Origin of the sequence: Buchnera aphidicola (Pterocallis alni) (genome assembly GCF_964059075.1) — a bacterium.
GTDB lineage: Bacteria > Pseudomonadota > Gammaproteobacteria > Enterobacterales > Enterobacteriaceae > Buchnera_L > Buchnera_L aphidicola_AN.
In genome coordinates, this window is the sequence record NZ_OZ060377.1 from 244902 (window position 1) to 266527 (window position 21626).

The 21626-nt window shown below is 23.7% G+C and carries 21 protein-coding genes and 3 tRNA genes; 14 read left to right on the forward strand and 10 right to left on the reverse strand.

Annotated features, from left to right (window positions below; genetic code table 11):
* Positions 1-6 precede the first annotated feature (6 nt).
* Entirely contained in the window at positions 7-1449 is a 1443-nt protein-coding gene (gene pyk, locus AB4W54_RS01090) for a pyruvate kinase (RefSeq protein WP_367674625.1), read from the reverse strand.
* Between the two features lie 235 nt (positions 1450-1684).
* On the opposite strand from pyk, the gene zwf reads away from it, so the two are divergent.
* The 4 genes from zwf to tsaB all read left to right on the forward strand — a co-directional run bounded on the left by zwf (position 1685) and on the right by tsaB (position 6499).
* Complete coding sequence (gene zwf / locus AB4W54_RS01095; RefSeq protein WP_367674284.1) at positions 1685-3151, forward strand: glucose-6-phosphate dehydrogenase; 1467 nt, start codon at positions 1685-1687, stop codon at positions 3149-3151.
* A gap of 94 nt (positions 3152-3245) precedes the next feature.
* Positions 3246-4124: a protease HtpX gene (gene htpX, locus AB4W54_RS01100; RefSeq protein WP_367674285.1), complete on the forward strand. Its 879-nt coding sequence runs from the start codon at positions 3246-3248 to the stop codon at positions 4122-4124.
* Between the two features lie 78 nt (positions 4125-4202).
* Entirely contained in the window at positions 4203-5777 is a 1575-nt protein-coding gene (locus AB4W54_RS01105; RefSeq protein WP_367674286.1) for a TerC family protein, read from the forward strand.
* 53 nt (positions 5778-5830) lie between these two features.
* Positions 5831-6499 carry a tRNA (adenosine(37)-N6)-threonylcarbamoyltransferase complex dimerization subunit type 1 TsaB gene (gene tsaB, locus AB4W54_RS01110; protein WP_367674287.1) on the forward strand — a complete coding sequence of 223 codons (669 nt, stop codon included), beginning with the start codon at positions 5831-5833 and terminating at the stop codon, positions 6497-6499.
* 78 nt (positions 6500-6577) lie between these two features.
* Here the strand turns inward: tsaB and leuD are convergent, their stop codons facing one another.
* The 9 genes from leuD to AB4W54_RS01155 form a co-directional block, all read right to left on the reverse strand.
* Positions 6578-7189, reverse strand: a complete 612-nt coding sequence (leuD, locus tag AB4W54_RS01115; protein WP_367674626.1) for a 3-isopropylmalate dehydratase small subunit — start codon at positions 7187-7189, stop codon at positions 6578-6580.
* 19 nt (positions 7190-7208) lie between these two features.
* A complete protein-coding gene (gene leuC / locus AB4W54_RS01120; protein WP_367674288.1) occupies positions 7209-8606 on the reverse strand; it encodes a 3-isopropylmalate dehydratase large subunit in 1398 nt (465 codons plus the stop codon).
* Between the two features lies 1 nt (position 8607).
* Positions 8608-9702 carry a 3-isopropylmalate dehydrogenase gene (gene leuB, locus AB4W54_RS01125; protein ID WP_367674289.1) on the reverse strand — a complete coding sequence of 365 codons (1095 nt, stop codon included), beginning with the start codon at positions 9700-9702 and terminating at the stop codon, positions 8608-8610.
* Between the two features lie 89 nt (positions 9703-9791).
* Positions 9792-11339 carry a 2-isopropylmalate synthase gene (leuA, locus tag AB4W54_RS01130; protein ID WP_367674290.1) on the reverse strand — a complete coding sequence of 516 codons (1548 nt, stop codon included), beginning with the start codon at positions 11337-11339 and terminating at the stop codon, positions 9792-9794.
* 89 nt (positions 11340-11428) lie between these two features.
* The gene (minE, locus tag AB4W54_RS01135) at positions 11429-11683 is read right to left on the reverse strand and encodes a cell division topological specificity factor MinE (RefSeq protein ID WP_367674291.1); all 255 of its coding nucleotides are present in this window, start codon (positions 11681-11683) and stop codon (positions 11429-11431) included.
* A 2-nt stretch (positions 11684-11685) separates the two neighbouring features.
* Positions 11686-12498, reverse strand: coding sequence for a septum site-determining protein MinD (minD, locus tag AB4W54_RS01140; RefSeq protein ID WP_367674292.1), 813 nt, complete (start codon positions 12496-12498; stop codon positions 11686-11688).
* 30 nt (positions 12499-12528) lie between these two features.
* On the reverse strand, positions 12529-13224 hold the full coding sequence (gene minC / locus AB4W54_RS01145; protein ID WP_367674293.1) for a septum site-determining protein MinC: 696 nt from the start codon (positions 13222-13224) through the stop codon (positions 12529-12531).
* A gap of 186 nt (positions 13225-13410) precedes the next feature.
* Positions 13411-13494, reverse strand: a tRNA-Leu gene (locus AB4W54_RS01150).
* 8 nt (positions 13495-13502) lie between these two features.
* A tRNA-Cys gene (locus tag AB4W54_RS01155) sits at positions 13503-13573 on the reverse strand.
* Between the two features lie 195 nt (positions 13574-13768).
* Here AB4W54_RS01155 and AB4W54_RS01160 point away from each other — a divergent pair.
* The 10 genes from AB4W54_RS01160 to ptsG all read left to right on the forward strand — a co-directional run bounded on the left by AB4W54_RS01160 (position 13769) and on the right by ptsG (position 21447).
* Positions 13769-13856 (forward strand) — tRNA-Ser (locus tag AB4W54_RS01160).
* A gap of 473 nt (positions 13857-14329) precedes the next feature.
* Positions 14330-15262 carry an RluA family pseudouridine synthase gene (locus tag AB4W54_RS01165; protein ID WP_367674294.1) on the forward strand — a complete coding sequence of 311 codons (933 nt, stop codon included), beginning with the start codon at positions 14330-14332 and terminating at the stop codon, positions 15260-15262.
* Positions 15263-15313: 51 nt separating this feature from the next.
* Complete coding sequence (gene rpmF / locus AB4W54_RS01170) at positions 15314-15499, forward strand: 50S ribosomal protein L32 (protein ID WP_367674295.1); 186 nt, start codon at positions 15314-15316, stop codon at positions 15497-15499.
* A gap of 97 nt (positions 15500-15596) precedes the next feature.
* Positions 15597-16529 (forward strand): ACP S-malonyltransferase, encoded by a 933-nt coding sequence (gene fabD, locus AB4W54_RS01175; RefSeq protein ID WP_367674296.1) that lies wholly within the window; start codon positions 15597-15599, stop codon positions 16527-16529.
* Positions 16526-17260, forward strand: coding sequence for a 3-oxoacyl-ACP reductase FabG (gene fabG / locus AB4W54_RS01180; protein WP_367674297.1), 735 nt, complete (start codon positions 16526-16528; stop codon positions 17258-17260). The genes fabD and fabG overlap by 4 nt, the downstream gene beginning before the upstream one ends.
* A gap of 69 nt (positions 17261-17329) precedes the next feature.
* The gene (gene acpP, locus AB4W54_RS01185) at positions 17330-17578 is read left to right on the forward strand and encodes an acyl carrier protein (RefSeq protein ID WP_367674298.1); all 249 of its coding nucleotides are present in this window, start codon (positions 17330-17332) and stop codon (positions 17576-17578) included.
* The gene (tmk, locus tag AB4W54_RS01190) at positions 17565-18200 is read left to right on the forward strand and encodes a dTMP kinase (protein ID WP_367674299.1); all 636 of its coding nucleotides are present in this window, start codon (positions 17565-17567) and stop codon (positions 18198-18200) included. The genes acpP and tmk overlap by 14 nt, the downstream gene beginning before the upstream one ends.
* On the forward strand, positions 18190-19179 hold the full coding sequence (locus tag AB4W54_RS01195) for a DNA polymerase III subunit delta' C-terminal domain-containing protein (protein ID WP_367674300.1): 990 nt from the start codon (positions 18190-18192) through the stop codon (positions 19177-19179). Before tmk ends, AB4W54_RS01195 begins: the two co-directional genes overlap by 11 nt.
* Positions 19180-19212: 33 nt before the next feature.
* The gene (locus AB4W54_RS01200) at positions 19213-19995 is read left to right on the forward strand and encodes a TatD family hydrolase (RefSeq protein WP_367674301.1); all 783 of its coding nucleotides are present in this window, start codon (positions 19213-19215) and stop codon (positions 19993-19995) included.
* A gap of 12 nt (positions 19996-20007) precedes the next feature.
* Positions 20008-21447, forward strand: coding sequence for a PTS glucose transporter subunit IIBC (gene ptsG, locus AB4W54_RS01205; protein WP_367674302.1), 1440 nt, complete (start codon positions 20008-20010; stop codon positions 21445-21447).
* The last annotated feature ends 179 nt before the right edge of the window (positions 21448-21626 follow it).

A 21626-nucleotide genomic window follows, 5' to 3' on the forward strand; every position in this document is an offset into this window, starting at 1 on the left:
ATATTATTATATCACCCTTATAATTCTGGTAATATTTGTTTGCCCTACTTGACCCATAATATCTCCATGCGTTACAACAACTATATCACCATGTGTAATAAAATTTTTTTTTAATAATAATACAATAGCATCATGTGTAGCTTCTAATCCACCATTTACAGTATTAAAATAAACCGGTGTTACACCTCTATATAAAGAAACAGCATTTAATGTATTTTTATGTTTAGATAAAGCAAATATTGGTAATCCAGAATTAATACGAGACATAAATAATACACTTTGCCCTGATTCTGTCATAGATATTATTGCTCGTACTCCAAATAAATGATTAGCAGCATACATAGCCGACATCGTGCTTACTTCTTCAATATCATAAAATTTCCAATTCATACGATGTTTAGAAGTATGCATACTAGATATTTTTTCTGCTCCCCTACATATTCTAGACATAAATTGTACAGTTTCAGCAGGATATTTACCAGAAGCTGTTTCAGAAGATAACATAACAGCATCAGTTCCGTCTAATACAGCATTAGCAACATCCATTACTTCTGCTCTAGTAGGCATGGGGTTATTTACCATCGATTCCATCATTTGAGTAGCTGTAATAACAATACGATTTAATCTATTAGAATATTTAATTAATTTCTTTTGTGCCCAAATTAATTTAGAATCACCTATTTCAACCCCTAAATCTCCCCTAGCTACCATCACTACATCCGATGCTAAAATCATACTTTTCATTACTTCAGAACTAGCTACAACCTCAGCTCTTTCCATCTTAGTAACTATTTTTGCTCTACTACCTGATTTTTGTAATAACTTACGTACTAACATTAAATCTTGAGGTCGTCTTGGAAAAGATACTGCTAAATAATCAATTCCGATATTTGCTGCAATAATAATATCTTGTCTATCTTTTTCAGTAATAGATGGGGCAGATAAACCACCACCGAGTTTATTAATTCCTTTATTGTTAGATAAAGGTCCTCCAATAATAACTTTAGTAAAAATTTTTTTATTAAATATTTTAAAAATCTTTAATTGTATTTTACCATCATCTAATAATAAAACATCATTTACTTGTAAATCTGTTAATAAATTCTTATAGTTAATACTTACGGAGATTTCAGTACCCCCTCGCGAAGATAAATCGTAATCTAATATAAATGTATTACCTATATTCAGATAAACAAAATTTTTTTTAAAACCTCCAATCCTAATTTTTGGTCCTTGCAAATCACCTAATAGTGCGATATTTATTCCTAAATGATTAATAATTCTATATGTATTATAGACTCTATTTTCATGATCTTCTCTTGTACCATGTGAAAAGTTTAAACGTAATATATTTGCTCCAGATAAAATAATTTTTTCTAAATTATCTCCTTTATCTGTTTCTGGGCCTAAAGTAACAACTATTTTAGTTCTTCTTATTTTTTTTATTATCATATTTATCACCATTATATTATTTAAGTTAAAGATAATACATTATTACAGTAAAGAGTAATAATATTTTAATTCATTATATAAAATATTTCATAAAAAAATAAATTTACTTATACTTATTATAAAATTTACATATATAGTGTAAAATAATTAATATTTTATTATAAATAAATTTATTTTTTATTATATATCATAATATAATATATTTTAAAAAATAAATATTAATGAGGACAATGTGAAAAAAAATTTTATTCATCCATACAATATCATTATTTTCGGAGCAAAAGGAGATTTAGCTTGTAGAAAATTAATACCAGCTTTATTTCAATTAGAAAAAAAAAATTTTTTACATAAAAATACAAAAATTATTGGAGTAGGAAGAGCTATATGGAATTACTACGAATATGTCAATATCATCTTCAATACATTAAAAAATTTTTATAAAAAACCAATTAGAAAAGATATTTGGAATATATTTAAATATAGATTATCTTTTTGTAATTTAGATGTTTGTAATACAAATCAATTTTTTATATTAAAAAAAATGTTATATCATGAATTAAATGACAACATTTATTATTTTGCTATACCCCCTAATACTTTTGCAAATATTTGTAAAGGTTTAGGTAAAATTAATTTAAATACTATACCAAATAAAATTATTGTAGAAAAACCCATAGGTACATCATTACAATCTTCAAAATTAATTAATAATCAATTAAAAAAATATTTTCAAGAAGAACAAATATTTAGAATAGATCATTATCTAGGAAAAGAAACAATATTAAATTTATTAACATTAAGATTTTCTAATTTTTTATTTTATAATAATTGGGATCATACTACTATCGATCATGTACAAATTATAATTTCTGAAACAATAGGAATAGAAGGAAGATGGGGTTATTTTGATCAAATAGGACAAATGAGAGATATGGTACAAAATCATTTATTACAAATATTAAGTATTATTGCTATGGATCCCCCAAAAAAAATAGATTTTCATCATATTAAAAAAGAAAAAATTAAAGTATTACAATCATTAAGAAAAATTGATATACATAATATTCATACCAATACAGTAAAAGGGCAATACGCAGAAGGAGTAATAAATGGTAAAACCGTTCCATCATATATCAAAGAAATAGGGTCTAAAAAATATAGTAATACCGAAACATTTGTATCAATAAAAGCATATATTGATAATGAAAGATGGAATAACGTACCATTTTATTTAAAAACTGGGAAACGATTATATGATAAAAAATCCGAAATTATTATATACTTTAAAAAAGTACCAACAAAATTATTTGATAATATAAAATACAATCATTATAGCAATAAATTGAAAGTAAAATTACAACCGAATGAAGGTATAGAAATTGAATTCTTAAATAAAGTACCTGATATTAATTCAACATTTAAATCTAAACCAACAATATTACAATTTAATTATAAAAATTCTTTTAAAAAAAATATATCTGAAGCGTACGAAAGACTATTATTAGAAAGTATGAAAAATAACCAATCACTATTTGTTTCACAAAATGAAATTGAAGTTTCATGGAAATGGATTGATTCAATTATACAAGCTTGGGATAAAAATAATATGAAACCAGAACTATATAATGCAGGAACATGGGGTCCAGAATCCTGTATACAAATGATAGAAAAAAATAAACATCACTGGGATCATCATTAAAATCATACAACTCAATATAATAATATTATTAGTATACATGGTTATATAATAATTCTATATATAATTTATTAAATATTATCACAGGAAATAATATATGATACGTATCATACTATTTTTATTAACAAATTTATCTGTTGTATGCATGTTTGGAATAATATTATTTATAACAGGTATTAAAGCACACAGTATTAAATCACTAATGATTCTTGCTGGAATTGTAGGATTCAGTGGATCAATAACATCTTTATTATTATCAAAATGGGCTGCAATTAGATCTACAAACGCAAAAATTATTAACTACCCAAGAAATAATTTAGAAAAATGGATTATGCAATCAGTAAAATTCCAATCACAACAATTAGGTATTCAAATTCCCACCGTTGCTATATATCCAGCAAATACCGTCAATGCTTTTGCCACAGGATATAGCAAAAATAATGCATTGGTTGGTTTATCTACAAGTTTATTAAGAAATATGAATAAAAGAAATATTCAAGCAGTTATTGCTCATGAATTAAGTCATATTGTTAATGGAGACATGGTTACTTTAACTTTAATACAAGGAGTAATAAATACATTTGTTTTTTTTATCTCTAGTATGATTGCTAAATTAGTCATACACATATTAATAGGACATAAAAGATTTGATTTTTTAAAATCATACCATGTTCTAATACATTATACAATATCCATGACATTACAAACTATATTTGGAATGCTAGCAAGCGTAATTGTTCTAACATTTTCTAGATATCGTGAATTCAAAGCTGATGCAGATGCAGCAAAAAGAATAGGATGGCATAATATGATTAATTTATTAGAAAATTTTAGACACTTAACCGAACCTAAAGCAAAAAATAATATGACAGCATACTGTATTCGAGGAACAACACAATCATTTATGAATTTATTTGATTCACACCCTCCATTAAAAGATAGAATAGAAGCATTACTTAAACAATCGTATAAATAAAACATGCTTAATACATAATATTTATTATATGCTTGATATAAAAATTCTATTATTTTATTATTTTATATGGAGTTATAAATGGAATTTTTATTAAATCCAGCAACATGGATTGGATTATTCACACTAATTATACTAGAAATTGTATTAGGGATTGATAATTTAATATTTATTACTATTTTAGCTGAAAAATTATCTCCTAAACAAAGAGATAAAGCACGATTTATAGGATTAGGTTTATCACTAATCATGCGTGTATTATTATTAACAATAATATCTTGGTTAATTACCTTAACTAACCCTATATTTAATAATAAATACTTTAATCTTTCCGGTAGAGATTTAATATTATTATCTGGTGGATTATTTTTATTATTTAAAGCAACTATTGAATTACATGAAAAACTAGATGGAAAACCAAATAACAATAAAAAAAATAAAAATTATTCTGGATTTTGGATTACGATTACTCAAATAGTAATATTAGATGCTATTTTTTCACTAGACTCTGTTATTACAGCAGTTGGAATAGTGAATAAATTATTTATTATGATTGTAGCAGTCATAATTGCTACAATTTTTATGATTATCACTTCAAAAAAAATATCACAATTTATTAATTTACATAAAACGATCATAGTCTTATGTTTAAGTTTTTTAATTATGATTGGGATTAGTTTGGTATCAGAATCATTTGGATTATATATACCAAAAGGATATATTTATGTATCTATAGGTTTTTCTATACTTATTGAAATTTTTAACCAAATCGCATTACATAATATGATAAAAAATGAATCTTTACTTCCTATTAGACAGAGAGCTACAGAAATTATTATTAAATTCATGACAAAAAAAAAAAACGAATCATATATAAAAAATAAAGAAAAAAAAAAATTACATCATATGTACCATACATCTCGTTTTTATGTTGATAATTTCCAAGATGAAGAAAAATATATGATTAATGGAGTATTAACTCTAGCGGCTAGATCTATTAGAAGTATCATGACACCAAGAAATGATATTTCTTGGATTAACATCCAACATACAAATAATCAAATAAAAAAAAAGTTATTAGATACACCACATAGTTTATTCCCCGTATGTACAGGAGAACTAGATGCAATAATTGGAATTGTTAGAGCTAAAGAGTTATTAGTATATTTAAATGATCCAACATATGATATAAAAAAATATGCATTGCAATACCCTCCTATTATTATATTAGATACTTTAGATCCAATTAATGTAATAAAAATATTAAGAAAATCAAAAGGAAACTGTATTATTGTAACAAATGAATTTGGTGTAATACAAGGATTAATTACACCATTAGACGTATTAGAAGCTATTGCTGGAGAATTTCCAGATGCAGATGAAACACCAGAAGTTATTATAGAAAAAAATAGTTGGTTAGTAAAAGGAAATACAGATTTACATACATTAGGACAATTATTAAAAATAAAAGAATTTTTATATAAAAAAAAAAATTACTCCTCTTTATCTGGATTACTAATTTCTAAATATGGTAAAGTACCTAAACCTGGAGATATTATTCAGATCGTACCTATGACTTTTCATATTATTAAATCTACAGAATATCGAATTAATTTAGTACGTATTATAAAAAATAAATATAATAACCATGAATAATAAAATATATTATGATACTAGCAATCATATAATACATGTTATAAAAATAAAATATGTACAATAAAATATTATCTATTGACACATCTATGCATAAAACTTCTATTGCAGTATTAAATAAAAACACCATTGATACAAAAATAATATACTGTAATCAAAGACATGAGAAAAATATTTTAACTATAATCCATAAAATATTACAACGAAATAATATAAAAATATATGATATAAAAATTATTTTAGTTTCTAAAGGTCCTGGGTATTTTACAAGTATCAGAATAGGAGTCAATGTTGCACAAGGTCTTTCCATACCTCATAAAATCCCTTTATTCAGTATATCCACTTTAAAATCACTAGCTGAACAGGCAAAAAGAAGAAAAAAAATAAAAAAAATTATAGTATGCATTCCAACAAATAAAAATAATGTATACTGGGGACAATATATTAATAAAAATGAAAAATGGAATAAAATTGATCAAGAACTATTATTAAATATGCAAGAATTAAACAAAAAAATAAAAAATTTAAAAAAAATATGGTATTTTATAGGTTCTGAAAAAGAATTTTTTATATCCCTTAAAAATCCATTTTTAAAATTTATTCCTTTTCATACACCCAATGCATTAGATTTAATTACAATATTCCAGTCTATAAAAAAAAAAAAAATACACTTATCACCACTTATTAATATAAATTATTTAAATCACCCTATATTAAAAAAATAAAATGTTGAACTTAATAAACTACACAATATAATGTTATAAAATATTACATTATGTAGTTTATTAAAATGTTTATTAAAATTAATTGTGATTTAAAAAAATAGGTATATTTTTTTCATATTTTAAAATATTACATTCATGTTTTAAAGTTAAATCAATACTATCTAATCCATGTAACAAACAATAACGATAAAAATCATCTATTTTAAAATCGTATTTTTCTCCATTTAAAGATACAAAATTTGATTTTAAACTTACAGTAGCCTGAATTCCAGGATTATTGTAAATAATATTAAAAATATTATCTATATCCAATGTATTTAAGGTAATTAATAATAAACCATTATTAAAACTATTACTATAAAATATATCTGCAAAATTAGGAGCAATAATACATTTAAAACCATAATCTAATAATGCCCATACAGCATGTTCACGAGAAGAACCACAACCAAAATTATCTCTTGTAATTAAAATACTAGATTTTTTGTAATGTAAGTTATTTAAAAAAAAATTTTTGTCAATATTATTTTTATCACCACCAATACACCTCCAATGAAAAAATAAATCATCCGAAAATCCTGTCCTATCAATTTTTTGTAAAAATTGTTTTGGTATAATAGCATCTGTATCAACATTACAAATATCTAATGGGGCAATAAGACCAGTATGCACAGTAAATTTTTTCAATATTGACTCCAAATATTTATAATTATATTACTCTCACATCTTTAAATTTACCAAAAATTGCTGCAATAGCTGCCATAGCAGGACTTAATAAATGTGTTCTACCATTGCGACCTTGTCTATGTTCAAAATTACGATTACTAGTTGAAGCACAACGATCTCCTGGATTTAATTGATCATCATTCATACCCAAACACATTGAACAACCTGGTAATCTCCATTCAAAACCAGAATTTATAAATATTTTATCTAAACCTTCTAATTCTGCTTGTTTTTTTACTAATTTAGATCCAGGAACAATTAATGCTTGTACAGAATGATGAACTATTTTATTTTTTACAATATTTGCAACAATTCTTAAATCTTCAATTCTAGAATTTGTACAAGATCCAATAAATACTTTATTAATTGCTATATCGGTTAATAAAACACCCGGATCTAACCCCATATATAGTAAAGATTTTATAGCAGACTGTTTTTCTAATGTATTGGTAAAAGAATTAGGATGTGGAATAGGTTGATCAATAGATATTACTTGACTAGGATTAGTACCCCAAGTTACTTGAGGAGCTAAGTTACTAATATCAATATATACTACACTATCAAAATTAGCATCAATATCAGATTTTAATGTTTTCCAATAAGTCACTGCTTTTTCCCAATTATCCCCCTTAGGAGAAAAATTTTTATTTTTTAAATAACTAAAAGTAATTTGATCAGGAGCAATAATACCAGATTTTGCACCCATTTCTATTGCCATATTACATAAAGTCATACGACTTTCCATACTTAACTGCTTAATTACACTCCCACAAAATTCTACAACATACCCTGTTCCACCTGAAACTGTTAATTTATTTATAATAAATAATATTATATCCTTAGCGCTAATACCATTTTTTAAATCACCCATTACTTCTATTTTCATTGTTTTAGATCTTTTTTGTTTAATTGTTTGCGTAGCAAAAACATGTTCTACTTCTGATGTACCGATACCGAATGATAATGCACCAAAAGCACCATGTGTAGAAGTATGAGAATCGCCACATACAATCAACATTCCAGGTAATGTAATACCTTGTTCTGGTCCAATGACATGAACAATACCTTGTTTTTCATGATGTAAACCATATAGCGGAATATTAAATTCGCTACAATTTTTTATCAAAGCTTGGATTTGTTTACGAGCCATATCATTTAATAAATTTACATCACTCGTTTGAGTTGAAACATTATGATCCATAGTAGCAAATGTTTTATTGGAACAACGTATCTTTCTATTCTTTAATCTAATTGCATGAAAAGCTTGTGGAGAAGTAACTTCATGTATCAGATGTAAATCAACATATAAAATATCTGTATTATTTAAATCTTTACACACTATATGACTATCATATAATTTATTATATAATGTTTTACCCATATTATATCTCTTTAATTAATAATTTAGAAATTATATCTCCCATTTGATCAGTATTGACATAATCTTTTTTATTCTCAGTAATATCAAATGTTCTATATCCTAATTGTAAAACTTTTTTAATAACAAAATAAATCGATTCAGATAAAAAATCTAGTTTCATACTATACTGTAATAACAAAGCAACAGATAAAATTTGTGCAATAGGATTAGCAATATTTTTACCTGTAATATCTGGAGCAGAACCTCCAGCAGGTTCATATAAACCAAAATTATTTTCATTTAAACTAGCAGAAGCCAACATTCCAATAGATCCAATAATAGATGCACATTCATCTGATAAAATATCACCAAATAAATTTGAACATAATATAACATCAAATTGATTAGGATTTTGAATAATTTGCATTACAGCATTATCTATATATAAATGTGATACATGCACATCTGGATATTCTTGTGATATTGTATTTACTACTTCCCTCCATAATTTAGAACTTTGTAAAACATTTGCTTTATCAATCGAAGTAATTTTATTCTGTCTTGTACGAGCAATCTCAAAGGCTAATCTAGTTATCCTTTCTATTTCAAATTTATAATATATTTCTGTATCAAATGCACATATTTTGGAATTAATAGTTATATTTCTTTTAGAATCACCAAAGTAAATACCACCAGTTAACTCACGAATACAAAGTATATCAATACCTTTATTAACAATAGTAGAACGTAATGGAGATAAATTTTTCAATTCTGGATATAATCGAGCAGGACGAATGTTTGCAAATAAATTAAAATGTTTTCTTAATTTTAATAATGCTGCTCGTTCTGGCTGTTGATGATCAGGTAAAAAACTCCATTTTGGACCACCTACTGAACCTAATAAAATAGCATCTGATTTTTCACATGCTAATAATGTTTTTTGAGGTAAAGCGGTACCAAAACGATCTATTGCAATACCTCCTATATCATATTCTTGATATACAATTTTTAAAAAACACTTTTCTTGTAATATATTTAATATTTTATATGCTTGCTTCATTACTTCCGGGCCAATACCATCTCCAGGTAATACTGCTATATAAAATTTTTTTTTCATATTCAATTATTCTTTATCAAATGAATAAATAAAATATTATATTTAAATATTAATTTTATAACCATAATACTCAAAACAAACATATTTTATCATACATTAAATTTGTTTAATTTAAGAGTTACTTGATTAGCTCTCCATATATTATTTAATACATTAACCATAGCTTTAGATGAAGATTCAATAATATCAGTAGCTAATCCTATTCCATGAAATTTCCTTTTTTTGTATTCTACTAAAATATCTACCTGACCTAATGCATCTTTTCCTTTACCTTTAGCAAATAATTGGAATTTCTGTAATAAGATAGAATAACCAGAAATTTTGCTTAAAGCTTGATATACTGCATCTACCGGTCCATTACTTGTAGTAGCAGATTTAGTCTTAATATCATTTCCACAAATTAATGTTACAGAAGCTTTAGCAGAACCTGTAGAACTGGATTTAACATTAAAATAATCTAATCTAAAATATTCTGGATGTTCTTGATGATTATTAATAAAAGCCAAAGCTTCTAAATCATAATCAAATACTTGTCCTTTTTTATCAGCTAATTTTAAAAATGAAACATATAACTTATTAATATCATATTCATCATCTTTATATCCCATTTGTGTCATACGATATCGTACTGCCGCTCTACCTGATCTAGAAGTTAAATTCAATTGTACATCTTTCAATCCTATAATTACAGGAGATAAAATCTCGTAATTTTCTCTATTTTTTAAAATACCATCTTGATGAATACCAGAAGAATGAGCAAAAGCATTACTACCAACAATCGCTTTATTAGCAGGAATAGGCATATTACAAATTTGACTAATAATTTTACTAGTACGATATATTTCTTTTTTATTGATATCAGTATGTACATCTAAAATATCCGAACGAGCAAAAATTGTCATAATAATTTCTTCTAATGCTGCATTACCTGCTCTTTCACCAATACCGTTCATTGTACCTTCTACTTGACGAGCACCTGCCATAATAGCAGAAATAGAATTTGCCACAGCCATACCTAAATCATCGTGACAATGGACAGATATAACCGCTTTATCAATATTTGGAACTTTTTCATATAAAGATTTAATAATATTATAAAATTGATTCGGTACAGTATATCCTACAGTATCTGGTATATTAATAGTAGTTGCTCCAGATGCAATCACACATTCTACAATACGACATAAATTATCTATTGATGTTCGACCAGCATCTTCACATGAAAATTCAACATCATCCGTATATCGTTTAGCTCTCTGTACAGAACGTACCGCCATAGATAATATTTCATCAAAATTTTTTCGTAATTTATATTGCATATGTAAATTAGATGTACCTAAAAAAATATGAATTCTAGAATTATCCATACCAGACATAGCATCAGCAGCAACATCAATATCTTTATCAACACACCTAGCTAAACTACATATTTTAACATTTTTAATAGTATTTGATATTACTTTAACTGAATTAAAATCTCCAGGAGAAGAAATGGGAAATCCAACCTCCATAACATCAATATTCATTCTTTCTAAAGCAAGTGCTATTTGTAACTTTTCTTTTACACTTAAACTAGACTGTAAAGATTGTTCTCCATCTCTAAGAGATGTATCAAAAATAATAACTTTTTCACTCATTATATTTTCCCATGTAAACATATTACATGTTTCATAAAAATTTATATATTAATAAAATTTTTTTATTATTACCAAAGTAAATAAAAAATTCAATTATGAGATAAAACTATATCTAATTTTAAAACTAATACATTGATATTTTCATAATTGATATCTATATTAATCATATTATCTTTTACTTGAATATATTTATGTATTATATAACACAAATCTTTTTTTAAATTATTAAAATATTTTGGATACATATTATGATTTGGCTTATTTAAAAAAATATATTGCAATCTTTTTTTAGCTACATATGCTGTGTTTTTCGTACGAAATAAAAAAAATCTGGATAATAACATATTTACCGCCCAAACAGTCTTTGAAAAAAACTTTTCTTTTTCGATTTAATAAATCTAAAATCGCACTTTTTCCCTATTAATCTACAAACTGTATCATGATATGCCTGTCCTGCAATAGATAAACTACTTAAAATGACTGGACTACCTTGATTAGAAGATTTTAAAACAAATGGATCTTCAGGTATTACACCAATTAATGGAATACGTAATATATCTAAAACATCATGCATACTTAACATATCTCCATTCTCTACTCGAATAGGATTATATCTTGTTAATAATAAATATTCTTTCATGGGCAATAAATTATTTTTAGATCTATTCGATTCAGCAGAAATAATACCTAATATTCTATCAGCATCTCTTACAGATGATACTTCGGGATTAGTAACAACAATTGCTTCATCTGCAAAATATATAGATAATAAAGCACCATTCTCAATACCAGCTGGAGAATCACAAATAATAAATTCAAATTTCATATCTAATAATTGTTTAAAAATTTTATTAATACCATCTATTGTTAAAGAATTTTTGTTTTTAGTTTGTGAGGCGGGTAAAATAAACAAATTATCTGTATATTTATCTTTAATCATCGCTTGATATAAAGTAGCATCACCATCAATAACGTTAATTAAATCATATACTACTCTTCTTTCACAACCCATCACTAAATCTAAATTTCTTAAACCAATATCAAAATCAATTACGATAGTTTTTTTACCATTTTGAGCTAATCCTGTTGCAATAGAAGCACTAGATGTAGTTTTCCCCACTCCCCCTTTTCCTGATGTTACTGCAATAATACGAGCCATATATTTATCCTTGATAAATATAAATTTATATTATGATAATGGATAAACAGATATAATATTATTATTTAAAATAGCACCCACAGATTTACCTAGCATATTATGCGGTATATGATCCATTAATAAATATTCTCCTGAAATTGAAAGTAATTCTGCAAATAATCTAGTACAAAAAATTTGTCTTGTTTGATCCCCGTGAGCTCCAGCTAAAGCACGACCTCTCATAGTCCCATAAATATGAATATTACCTCCCGCTATTAATTCAGCACCAGCATTGACATTATTTGTAATAATTAAATCAGAATGATGCACATAAATAGTTTGACCTGCTCTAACTGGTGTATTAATTATTTTAGATGTATTTTTTTTATTTAATAAAATATTATATTTTTCTAGAATATTTTTATTATTAGAATGATGTAACCCTTTGGATAGAATAGGAATTTTAGATTGTATAATTATTTTTTTTAATACATTATTTATATTTCCAATAATTCCAATAATTTGCAATCCCGTTTCACAAATTGCTTGCTCCATTTTTTTCCAATCTACCCGATTAGTCAAAAATGAAATATTTAATATAATAGGTGTTTTTTTTAAAAAAAAAGGAAATTGATTTATTTTTTTTAATATAGATATTTTTACTAAATCTACAATATCACTTTTGATATATAGTACTGATAATGTAAAAATATTACCTTTAAATTCAATAATATTATTTTTTAACATATTAATAAATTATAATATAGTCGTTTTATTATATATATTATTGTATTAATAATATTAAAAAATATTATTAATACCTTAAATTATATATTGATGTTATTAATTAATATATTAATGTGTAATATATAAAAGATATAAAATCATACATATATTATACAGTAATAAATTATAAATAAAATTATTAAATATTACCCAGAGCGGGAATCGAACCCGCAAAGCTGTTAAGCCGAGGGATTTTAAGTCCCTTGTGTTTACCTATTTCACCATCCGGGCAATTATATAGGCGCGTTCTGGAGTCGAACCAGATTATACGGATTTGCAGTCCGCCACATAACCAATCTGTCAACGCGCCACATTATATCAATATAATTTATTTTAAACTTTATTGATAATCTTGTCCAATTTTATTTAAAAAAATAAAATTATGTAATAATTATAATATATTAAACTTTATAATACAAGAAGTAAATATTTAAAAAAACTTTACATTAAATGATAGTTATATTATCATAAGTATTAAGAATAGAAATTTATTCAAACAAAAGAAGGAGGGATGGCCGAGTGGTTTAAGGCAGCGGTCTTGAAAACCGCCGATGGGTAATACTCATCCGAGAGTTCGAATCTCTCTTCCTCCAAAATAAATCAATTATTCTATTTAAACATATAAGAATATCAATATATCTTAATTTATATATAATTATAAAATACTATAAATTTTTTTCTTACAATATAATATATAAAAATTTTATTTTAAAATATTAATATATTAAATATATTCAATTTATAATATTACATAAAATATATAATTATAATACATACTAAATAAAATTTTTTATTAATACAATTTTAATAATCATTTAAAATATATATTATAATCAGTAAATATTGAAATAATATAAGATAAAAATAATATTTATTATTCATAATATATAATATTTTAACAAACATATATCTATCTAAAAATTTTCTATTTTTAAAATAATAAAAAAAATATATAATAATTATGTGAATGATTTTGTATAATTTATCATAGTAAATCAAAAATATAATTTATTTAAAAAAATTATGATATTAATAAAAAAATAAGAAAATTAAAATTTACAGAAATATGAAACAAGAAAATACCAAAATAATAAATATAATAATTAAAAATAATAACATCGATCAGCGAATAGATAATTTTATATTATCTAAATTTCAAATTACTTCTAAAAATCAATTATATAAAAAAATTAGAATAGGAAATATAAAAATAAATGAAAAAAAAATATTACCTCATTACAGATTAGCATTAGGAGATAATATTTCAATTCAAAATATTCAATTAAAAAAAAAACAATCTTTATACATAAATAAAAGAATAAAAGAAAAATTATTATCTTGTATATTGTATGAAGATAAACATTTAATAATAATTAATAAACCATCTGGTATTCCAGTACATGGAGGAAGTGGAATAGCATATGGAATAATTGAATTATTTAGAATAATTAAAAATAGTTGCACATATTTAGAATTAATACATAGATTAGATAAAGATACATCAGGAATATTAATGATGTGTAAAAATAAAACTTCACTTAAAAAAATACAACAACAATTTAAAGAAAAGAAAGTAAAAAAAAAATATATAGCATTATTACACGGAAAAATGATACCAAACAAACAAATTATTTCACAACCATTAATCAAAAATCAATTACCTAATGAAAAAAAAAAAGTTATAATTCACACCCATGGTAAACCATCAACTACTATATTTAAAGAAAAATATTTTTTTAAACATACAACGCTTGCAATAATTATACCAAAAACAGGTCGAACTCATCAAATTAGAGTGCATGCAGCATATATCGGAAATCCCATATTATTTGATAAATTGTATGGCAATACTAATTTAGATGATAAAATACATACCAAACATAAAAAAAAAAAAATTTTATTACATGCACAAAGTATAATTTTTTATCATCCTATCAATAATAAACAATACTTTATTAAAGCTCCAATCAAGAATAGATTTAAAAAATATATGAAATAATTATTGTATTATATATAAAAAAATAATTTTTATTATTAAAAGGAATATTATATGGCAGTACAAAAAAGTAAACCAACTCGTTCAAAAAGAGGTATGCGTAGATCACATGATAAAATTAATCTACCGAACTTATCCACTGATAAATCTAGTAAAGAAATACACATTAGACATTGTTTAACAAAAAATTTACTATATAAAGGAAAAAAAGTACTAATAAAAAATATATATAAATCATAAAAAATGGTAATAAAACCATATAAATATATCTCTATAATTTATATTTTTAAAATATTATTATATGGACTAAAAACAAGAATTATAGGAAAATAATTTTATGCCATCTTTTGCTATGATTTTTCCAGGCCAAGGATCTCACAAAATAAATATACTACACAAATTATATAAAAACAGCACTATTATACAAAATACTTTTTTAGAAGCTTCAAATTATTTGAATTATAATCTCTGGAAATTAATAAATACTTCACACTATTTAAATAAAAACCAGTATATCCAACCATTAATATTAGTATATTCTGTAGCAATATACAGATTATGGAAAAAATTAGGAGGTTCTAATCCCAATATTTCCTCAGGTCATAGTTTAGGAGAATATGCAGCCTTAGTATGTGCAAAAATTATTACATTTTCTGAAGCAGTAAAATTAGTTGCATATAGAGGAAAAATTATGGAAAAGTATAGTGCAAAACAAGAAGTCCAAATGCAGGCAATTATCGGTTTAAATAAAAAAATTATATTAAAAATATGTAAAAAATATTCCTATAAAAAAATAGTAAATATAGCAAGTATAAACTCAAAAAAACAAATTATTATTTCTGGACATAAACAAGCAGTACAAAATGTTAGCATAACATGTAAGAAAAATGGAGCTCACAAAATACTTAATATTCCAGTAAATATTGCAGCACATTGTTATATAATGAGAAAACTAACTAGAAAATTATCTAAAAAAATAAAAAAAATACATTTTCAACATTCAACATATCCAGTAATTAGTAGTATATCTGTAAAAAAACAAGCATCTAAACACACAATACGTAAATCTCTCATTAAACAACTGTATAAACCAGTACAATGGTATAAAACAATAAATTTAATAAAATCTCAATCTAATATAATATTAGAATTAGGAATGAATAATATTTTAATTAATTTAATAAAAAAAAGAAAAAATATCAAATTAATACCTATGAATAACTTAGAAAACATATATTCTGCTTTAAATTTAACAACAAATATAAAATGAAAAATAAAAAAAAAATAGCTTTAGTTACTGGAGCAAATAAAGGAATTGGAAAATCCATTGCATATATATTATCACAAAATAATATTACAGTTATTGGAACTGCAACTAGTTTAAATGGAAAAAAAAACATTAGTAAAAATTTACAAAGTAATGGATTTGGGTTGATATTAAATACTATGTATGAATATGAAATATCACAATGTATAAGATATATAAATAATAATATTGGAAATATTGATATATTAATTAATAATGCAGGAACAAAAATAGATAAACTTTTAATAAATATGAAAAGTTATGAATGGAATAATGTCTTACAAATAAATTTAAATTCTATTTTTCATTTATGCAAATTAGTTATCAAACCTATGATAAAAAATCAATATGGAAGAATAATTACAATAGGATCAATTATAAGTTATATTGGAAATATTGGACAAATAAACTATTGCGCATCTAAAGCTGGGATTATTGGATTTAATAGAACACTAGCGTTAGAAGTAGCAGATAAAGGTATCACTGCTAATATTATTGCTCCTGGTTTTATTAAAACAGATATGACAAAAAATATACCAAAAAAAAAAATGCAACAATATTTATCAAAAATTCCATTAAAAAAATTTGGTTCCACTAAAGATATAGCGCATGCGGTATTATTTTTATCTTCTCCATCTGCCTCATATATTACAGGACAAACAATTCATATCAACGGAGGAATGTATATGAATTAAAAAATATTATAAAAAAATATATACTTATAATATCACTTAAATATCATTTTCATAATAAATAATATTCATATGAACCAATTACAAAACAATATAAAAAACATTATTATTAAAACATTGGAAATAAAAAATAAAAAAATAAATAATACAACTCATTTATATAAAGAGTTGAATTTAGATTCATTAGATATAATAGAAATTTATATGGCTATAGAAGAAGAATTCCAATTAGAAATACCAGAGGAAATATCTGAAAATTTTAAAAATATTGAAGATATTGCTAATTATATTAATAAAATAAAAAAATATGAAAAAAAGTAAATTTATTGTATTAGAAGGATTAGATTGTTCTGGAAAAACAACAATATGTCAAATTCTTAAATTATTATTACATAATATGGGAATAAAAAAAATCTTAACCGTAAGAGAACCTGGTAGTACTAAAATAGCTGAAAAAATTAGAAACATTATAAAATATCCTAATTCAAATGAAATTATTCACAAAAAAACAAATTTATTATTAATCTATGCAGCAAGAATACAATTAATCGAAAATATTATTAGACCATCGTTAAAAAAAAACATATGGATTATATCTGATAGATATGATTTATCTTCATATGCTTATCAAGGAGGAGGATTTAAAATTAAAAAAAATATTATACAAAAATTACAACAAATGACTTTAAAACCACTAATCCCTGATTTAACAATATATCTCGATGTCTTGCCCAAAAATTCTATACAAAGATCTATAATGCGTAATAAAGAAGATAAAATAGAAAAAAATAGTTTAAATTTTTTTAACAGAACTAGAAATATTTATTTAAAATTAATTGCTCAAAATTATCATAGTATAAAAATTGATGCAAACTTAAAAAGTAATATTGTACAAAATGATGTAATAAATAAATTTAAAAAATGGTTTCAATATGTATATTAATCAATATCCATGGTTAAAAAAAATATATATTGAAATTATCAAAAATTATAAAAAAAATCAACTACACAATATTATCTTAATAAAATCATATAATATCCATAATACTTTTACAATTATTATGGAAATTAGTAAATGGATTTTTTGTACAAATAAAATAGGAATCCGCAGTTGCGGAAAATGCACAGGATGTTTATTAATTGTCAGTAAAAACCATCCAGACTTTTATATTTTATACCAAAAAAAAAATACATTTATAGAAGTAGATATTATAAAAAATACAATAAAAAAAATTTTAAATACATCACAACAATATGGAAGTAAAATAATTTGGATACCAAGTTATAAAAAACTAACAATATATGGAATTAATACATTATTAAAAATAATTGAAGAACCTCCAAAAGATACATTTTTTTTTATTGGAAGTAGTATAAATCATAATATACATAAAACATTTTCAAGTAGATGTTTAAAATATAAAATATACCCTCCAAGAGAAAATATTGGATTGGCTTGGATAATAAAAAATACCAATATAAAAAAAAAAAAAAAATCTTTAATAATTTTAAGAAATAATAATAATAATCCAGAATTATCAAAAAAACTTATTGAAAATAATATATTTTCTTTAAGAAAATATGTTTTATACAATATACGATGTGCAATTATAAAAAATAATTATTTTATATTATTACCTATCTTAAGTAAAAAAAATATTTATATAAAAATCAATTGGATTATTTTGTTATTATTAGATGTCTTAAAATTTAAAAAAAATTTTTTTACATTTTTAATCAATATAGATCAATTACAACTAATTCAAGAAATATCGAAAAAGTATACATATAATTTTATACAAATCATTTTAAAATCTTGGATAAAATGTCAAAATAAATTAATTCATATCCAATACATTAATCAAGAATTACTAATATTACAAGAATTATTAAAATGGGAATACAATAAACATTCAAAATAATTTATCATTTTTAAATAATAAAAGAGTATAAACATGTATTTAATTGATTCACATTGTCATTTAAATATTTTACAAAAAAAAAAAAAAAATATAAAAAATATTTTACAAAAAGCATATTCCTATAATATTAAAATTTTTTTAACTGTCGCGATATCTATTTCAGATTATAAAAAATCATTTTCTTTATTTAAAAAATATCCAAATATTTTATATAGTTGTGGAATACACCCACTACATAATAATATACTTAAAAAACATATTTTACAATTACAAGAAATAATTAAAAAACACAAACATGTAATTGCATTAGGTGAAACAGGATTAGATTTTTACAAATCATCATTTAATAAAACATTACAAATAAAAATATTTCAAGAACATATTCGATTAAGCATCATATATAAAAAACCCATCATTATACATACTAGAAATTCTGAAATGGAAATCATAAATATACTTTCCCAAAAAAAATTCCAAAAATGTACAGGTGTAATTCATTCTTTCACTGGAGATATAAATTTTGCAAAAAAAATATTAGATTTAGGATTTTATATTTCTCTATCCGGAATAATCACCTTTAAGAATGCAAGTTATTTACAACCAATAATTAAATTTATACCATTAAATAAATTATTAATAGAAACAGATTCTCCATATTTATCTCCAGAACCTAAAAGAGGTAAATGTAATAATCCAGCGTACTTATTATATATTGCAAAATATATTGCAAAAATTAAGGGGATCAATTTATTTGATTTATCTAAAATTATTCAAAATAATTTTAACAATTTATTTAATATTAAAAAATACATCTAGGAAATACATGATATGCTAAAAAATATGTTTTCTAATCTACAAAAATTAGGAAAATCATTAATGATTCCAGTATCAGTATTACCTATTGCAGGTATTTTACTAGGAATTGGATCAGCACATTTTACCATAATACCACCAATTATATCTCAAATTATGTCTGCAACAGGAGGGGTAGTTTTTAAAAATATACCATTAATTTTTGCCATCGGTATTACATTAGGATTTACAAATAATGATGGTATTGCTGCATTAGCAGCTGTAATTTGTCAAAAAATTATGATTACTACTACAGCAATTATTATTCCTATTGTTATTGAATTATATAATATCCACATAAAAAATCAAAACTTAAATGATACTGGAGTGTTAGGGGGAATTATTGCTGGTGCAATTACAGCATATTTATTTAATAAATTTTATCAAATTGAACTACCTGAATATTTAGGATTCTTTTCTGGAAAAAGATTTATCCCTATGATTGCTGGTATAGCAGCCATACTATTTGGATGCGTATTATCTTTCATATGGCCTCCAATAAATTATCTCATTCAAATATTTTCTCAATGGGCTGCCTACCAAAATCCAATGCTTGCTTTTGGGATATATGGATTTGTAGAAAGAATGTTAATACCATTAGGTTTACATCATATTTGGAATGTACCATTTCAAATGCAAATTGGAGAATATACTAATTCATCTGGACAAATATTCCATGGTGATATTGCAAGATATATTGCTGGTGATAACACAGCTGGAAAATTAGCTGGGGGTTTTTTATTTAAAATGTATGGTTTACCGGGAGCTGCTATTGCTATTTGGCGTTCTGCATATAAGCAGAATAGAGCCAAAATTGGAGGTATCATGCTTTCTGCAGCTTTAACTGCTTTCTTGACTGGAATTACTGAACCTATTGAATTTTCATTTTTATTAACCAGTCCAATATTATATATTATACATGCTATATTATCTGGATTATCATTCCCATTATGTATTTTACTAGGAATGCATGCAGGAACTAGCTTTTCACACGGATTAATAGATTTTATTATATTAAGCATACGTGGACACGATATATGGTTATTTCCAATGGTAGGAGTAGTATACGGATTGATATATTATATTATATTTTATACTTTAATAAATATTTTCAATTTAAAAACACCAGGTAGAGAAGATATAAAAAATCATCTAAAAAAATACACTCCACAAGAATTAGCACCTTTATTAATATCTGAATTAGGTGGAATAAATAATATTACTAACTTAGATGCTTGTATTACAAGAATTCGCATTACAGTAAAAGATACATCATTAGTTAATCAAACAAAAATTAAAGAATTAGGAGCATCAGGAATAATTATTGCAGGAAAAGGAGTACAATTAATTTTTGGTACAACATCGGATAATTTAAAAACTACAATGGATAAATATATAAACAACTTAAAAAAATAATTATACAATTTTAAAAATATATTACTACTATTAAGATAGTAAAATTAATAGTAGTGTAATAAAATATTACACATGTATAATATCTTTTTTAAAAAAAACAATACAACGGAAAATATACACATGTACAATAAATATAATTATCTCTGTAATACAATTAATATTTTTATTATTACTCTTAA

Bases quoted from the DNA above. Each gene is read 5' to 3' on its own strand.
- rpmF (WP_367674295.1), top strand. From the start codon at position 15,314: ATGGCAGTACAAAAAAGTAAACCAACTCGTTCAAAAAGAGGTATGCGT.
- leuB (WP_367674289.1), bottom strand. From the start codon at position 9,702: ATGAAAAAAAAATTTTATATAGCAGTATTACCTGGAGATGGTATTGGC.
- tmk (WP_367674299.1), top strand. From the start codon at position 17,565: ATGAAAAAAAGTAAATTTATTGTATTAGAAGGATTAGATTGTTCTGGA.
- htpX (WP_367674285.1), top strand. From the start codon at position 3,246: ATGATACGTATCATACTATTTTTATTAACAAATTTATCTGTTGTATGC.
- minE (WP_367674291.1), bottom strand. From the start codon at position 11,683: ATGTTATTATCCAGATTTTTTTTATTTCGTACGAAAAACACAGCATAT.
- leuC (WP_367674288.1), bottom strand. From the start codon at position 8,606: ATGGGTAAAACATTATATAATAAATTATATGATAGTCATATAGTGTGT.
- fabG (WP_367674297.1), top strand. From the start codon at position 16,526: ATGAAAAATAAAAAAAAAATAGCTTTAGTTACTGGAGCAAATAAAGGA.
- leuA (WP_367674290.1), bottom strand. From the start codon at position 11,339: ATGAGTGAAAAAGTTATTATTTTTGATACATCTCTTAGAGATGGAGAA.
- ptsG (WP_367674302.1), top strand. From the start codon at position 20,008: ATGCTAAAAAATATGTTTTCTAATCTACAAAAATTAGGAAAATCATTA.
- minD (WP_367674292.1), bottom strand. From the start codon at position 12,498: ATGGCTCGTATTATTGCAGTAACATCAGGAAAAGGGGGAGTGGGGAAA.
- AB4W54_RS01165 (WP_367674294.1), top strand. From the start codon at position 14,330: ATGAAACAAGAAAATACCAAAATAATAAATATAATAATTAAAAATAAT.
- acpP (WP_367674298.1), top strand. From the start codon at position 17,330: ATGAACCAATTACAAAACAATATAAAAAACATTATTATTAAAACATTG.
- fabD (WP_367674296.1), top strand. From the start codon at position 15,597: ATGCCATCTTTTGCTATGATTTTTCCAGGCCAAGGATCTCACAAAATA.
- tsaB (WP_367674287.1), top strand. From the start codon at position 5,831: ATGTACAATAAAATATTATCTATTGACACATCTATGCATAAAACTTCT.
- AB4W54_RS01200 (WP_367674301.1), top strand. From the start codon at position 19,213: ATGTATTTAATTGATTCACATTGTCATTTAAATATTTTACAAAAAAAA.
- AB4W54_RS01105 (WP_367674286.1), top strand. From the start codon at position 4,203: ATGGAATTTTTATTAAATCCAGCAACATGGATTGGATTATTCACACTA.
- AB4W54_RS01195 (WP_367674300.1), top strand. From the start codon at position 18,190: ATGTATATTAATCAATATCCATGGTTAAAAAAAATATATATTGAAATT.
- minC (WP_367674293.1), bottom strand. From the start codon at position 13,224: ATGTTAAAAAATAATATTATTGAATTTAAAGGTAATATTTTTACATTA.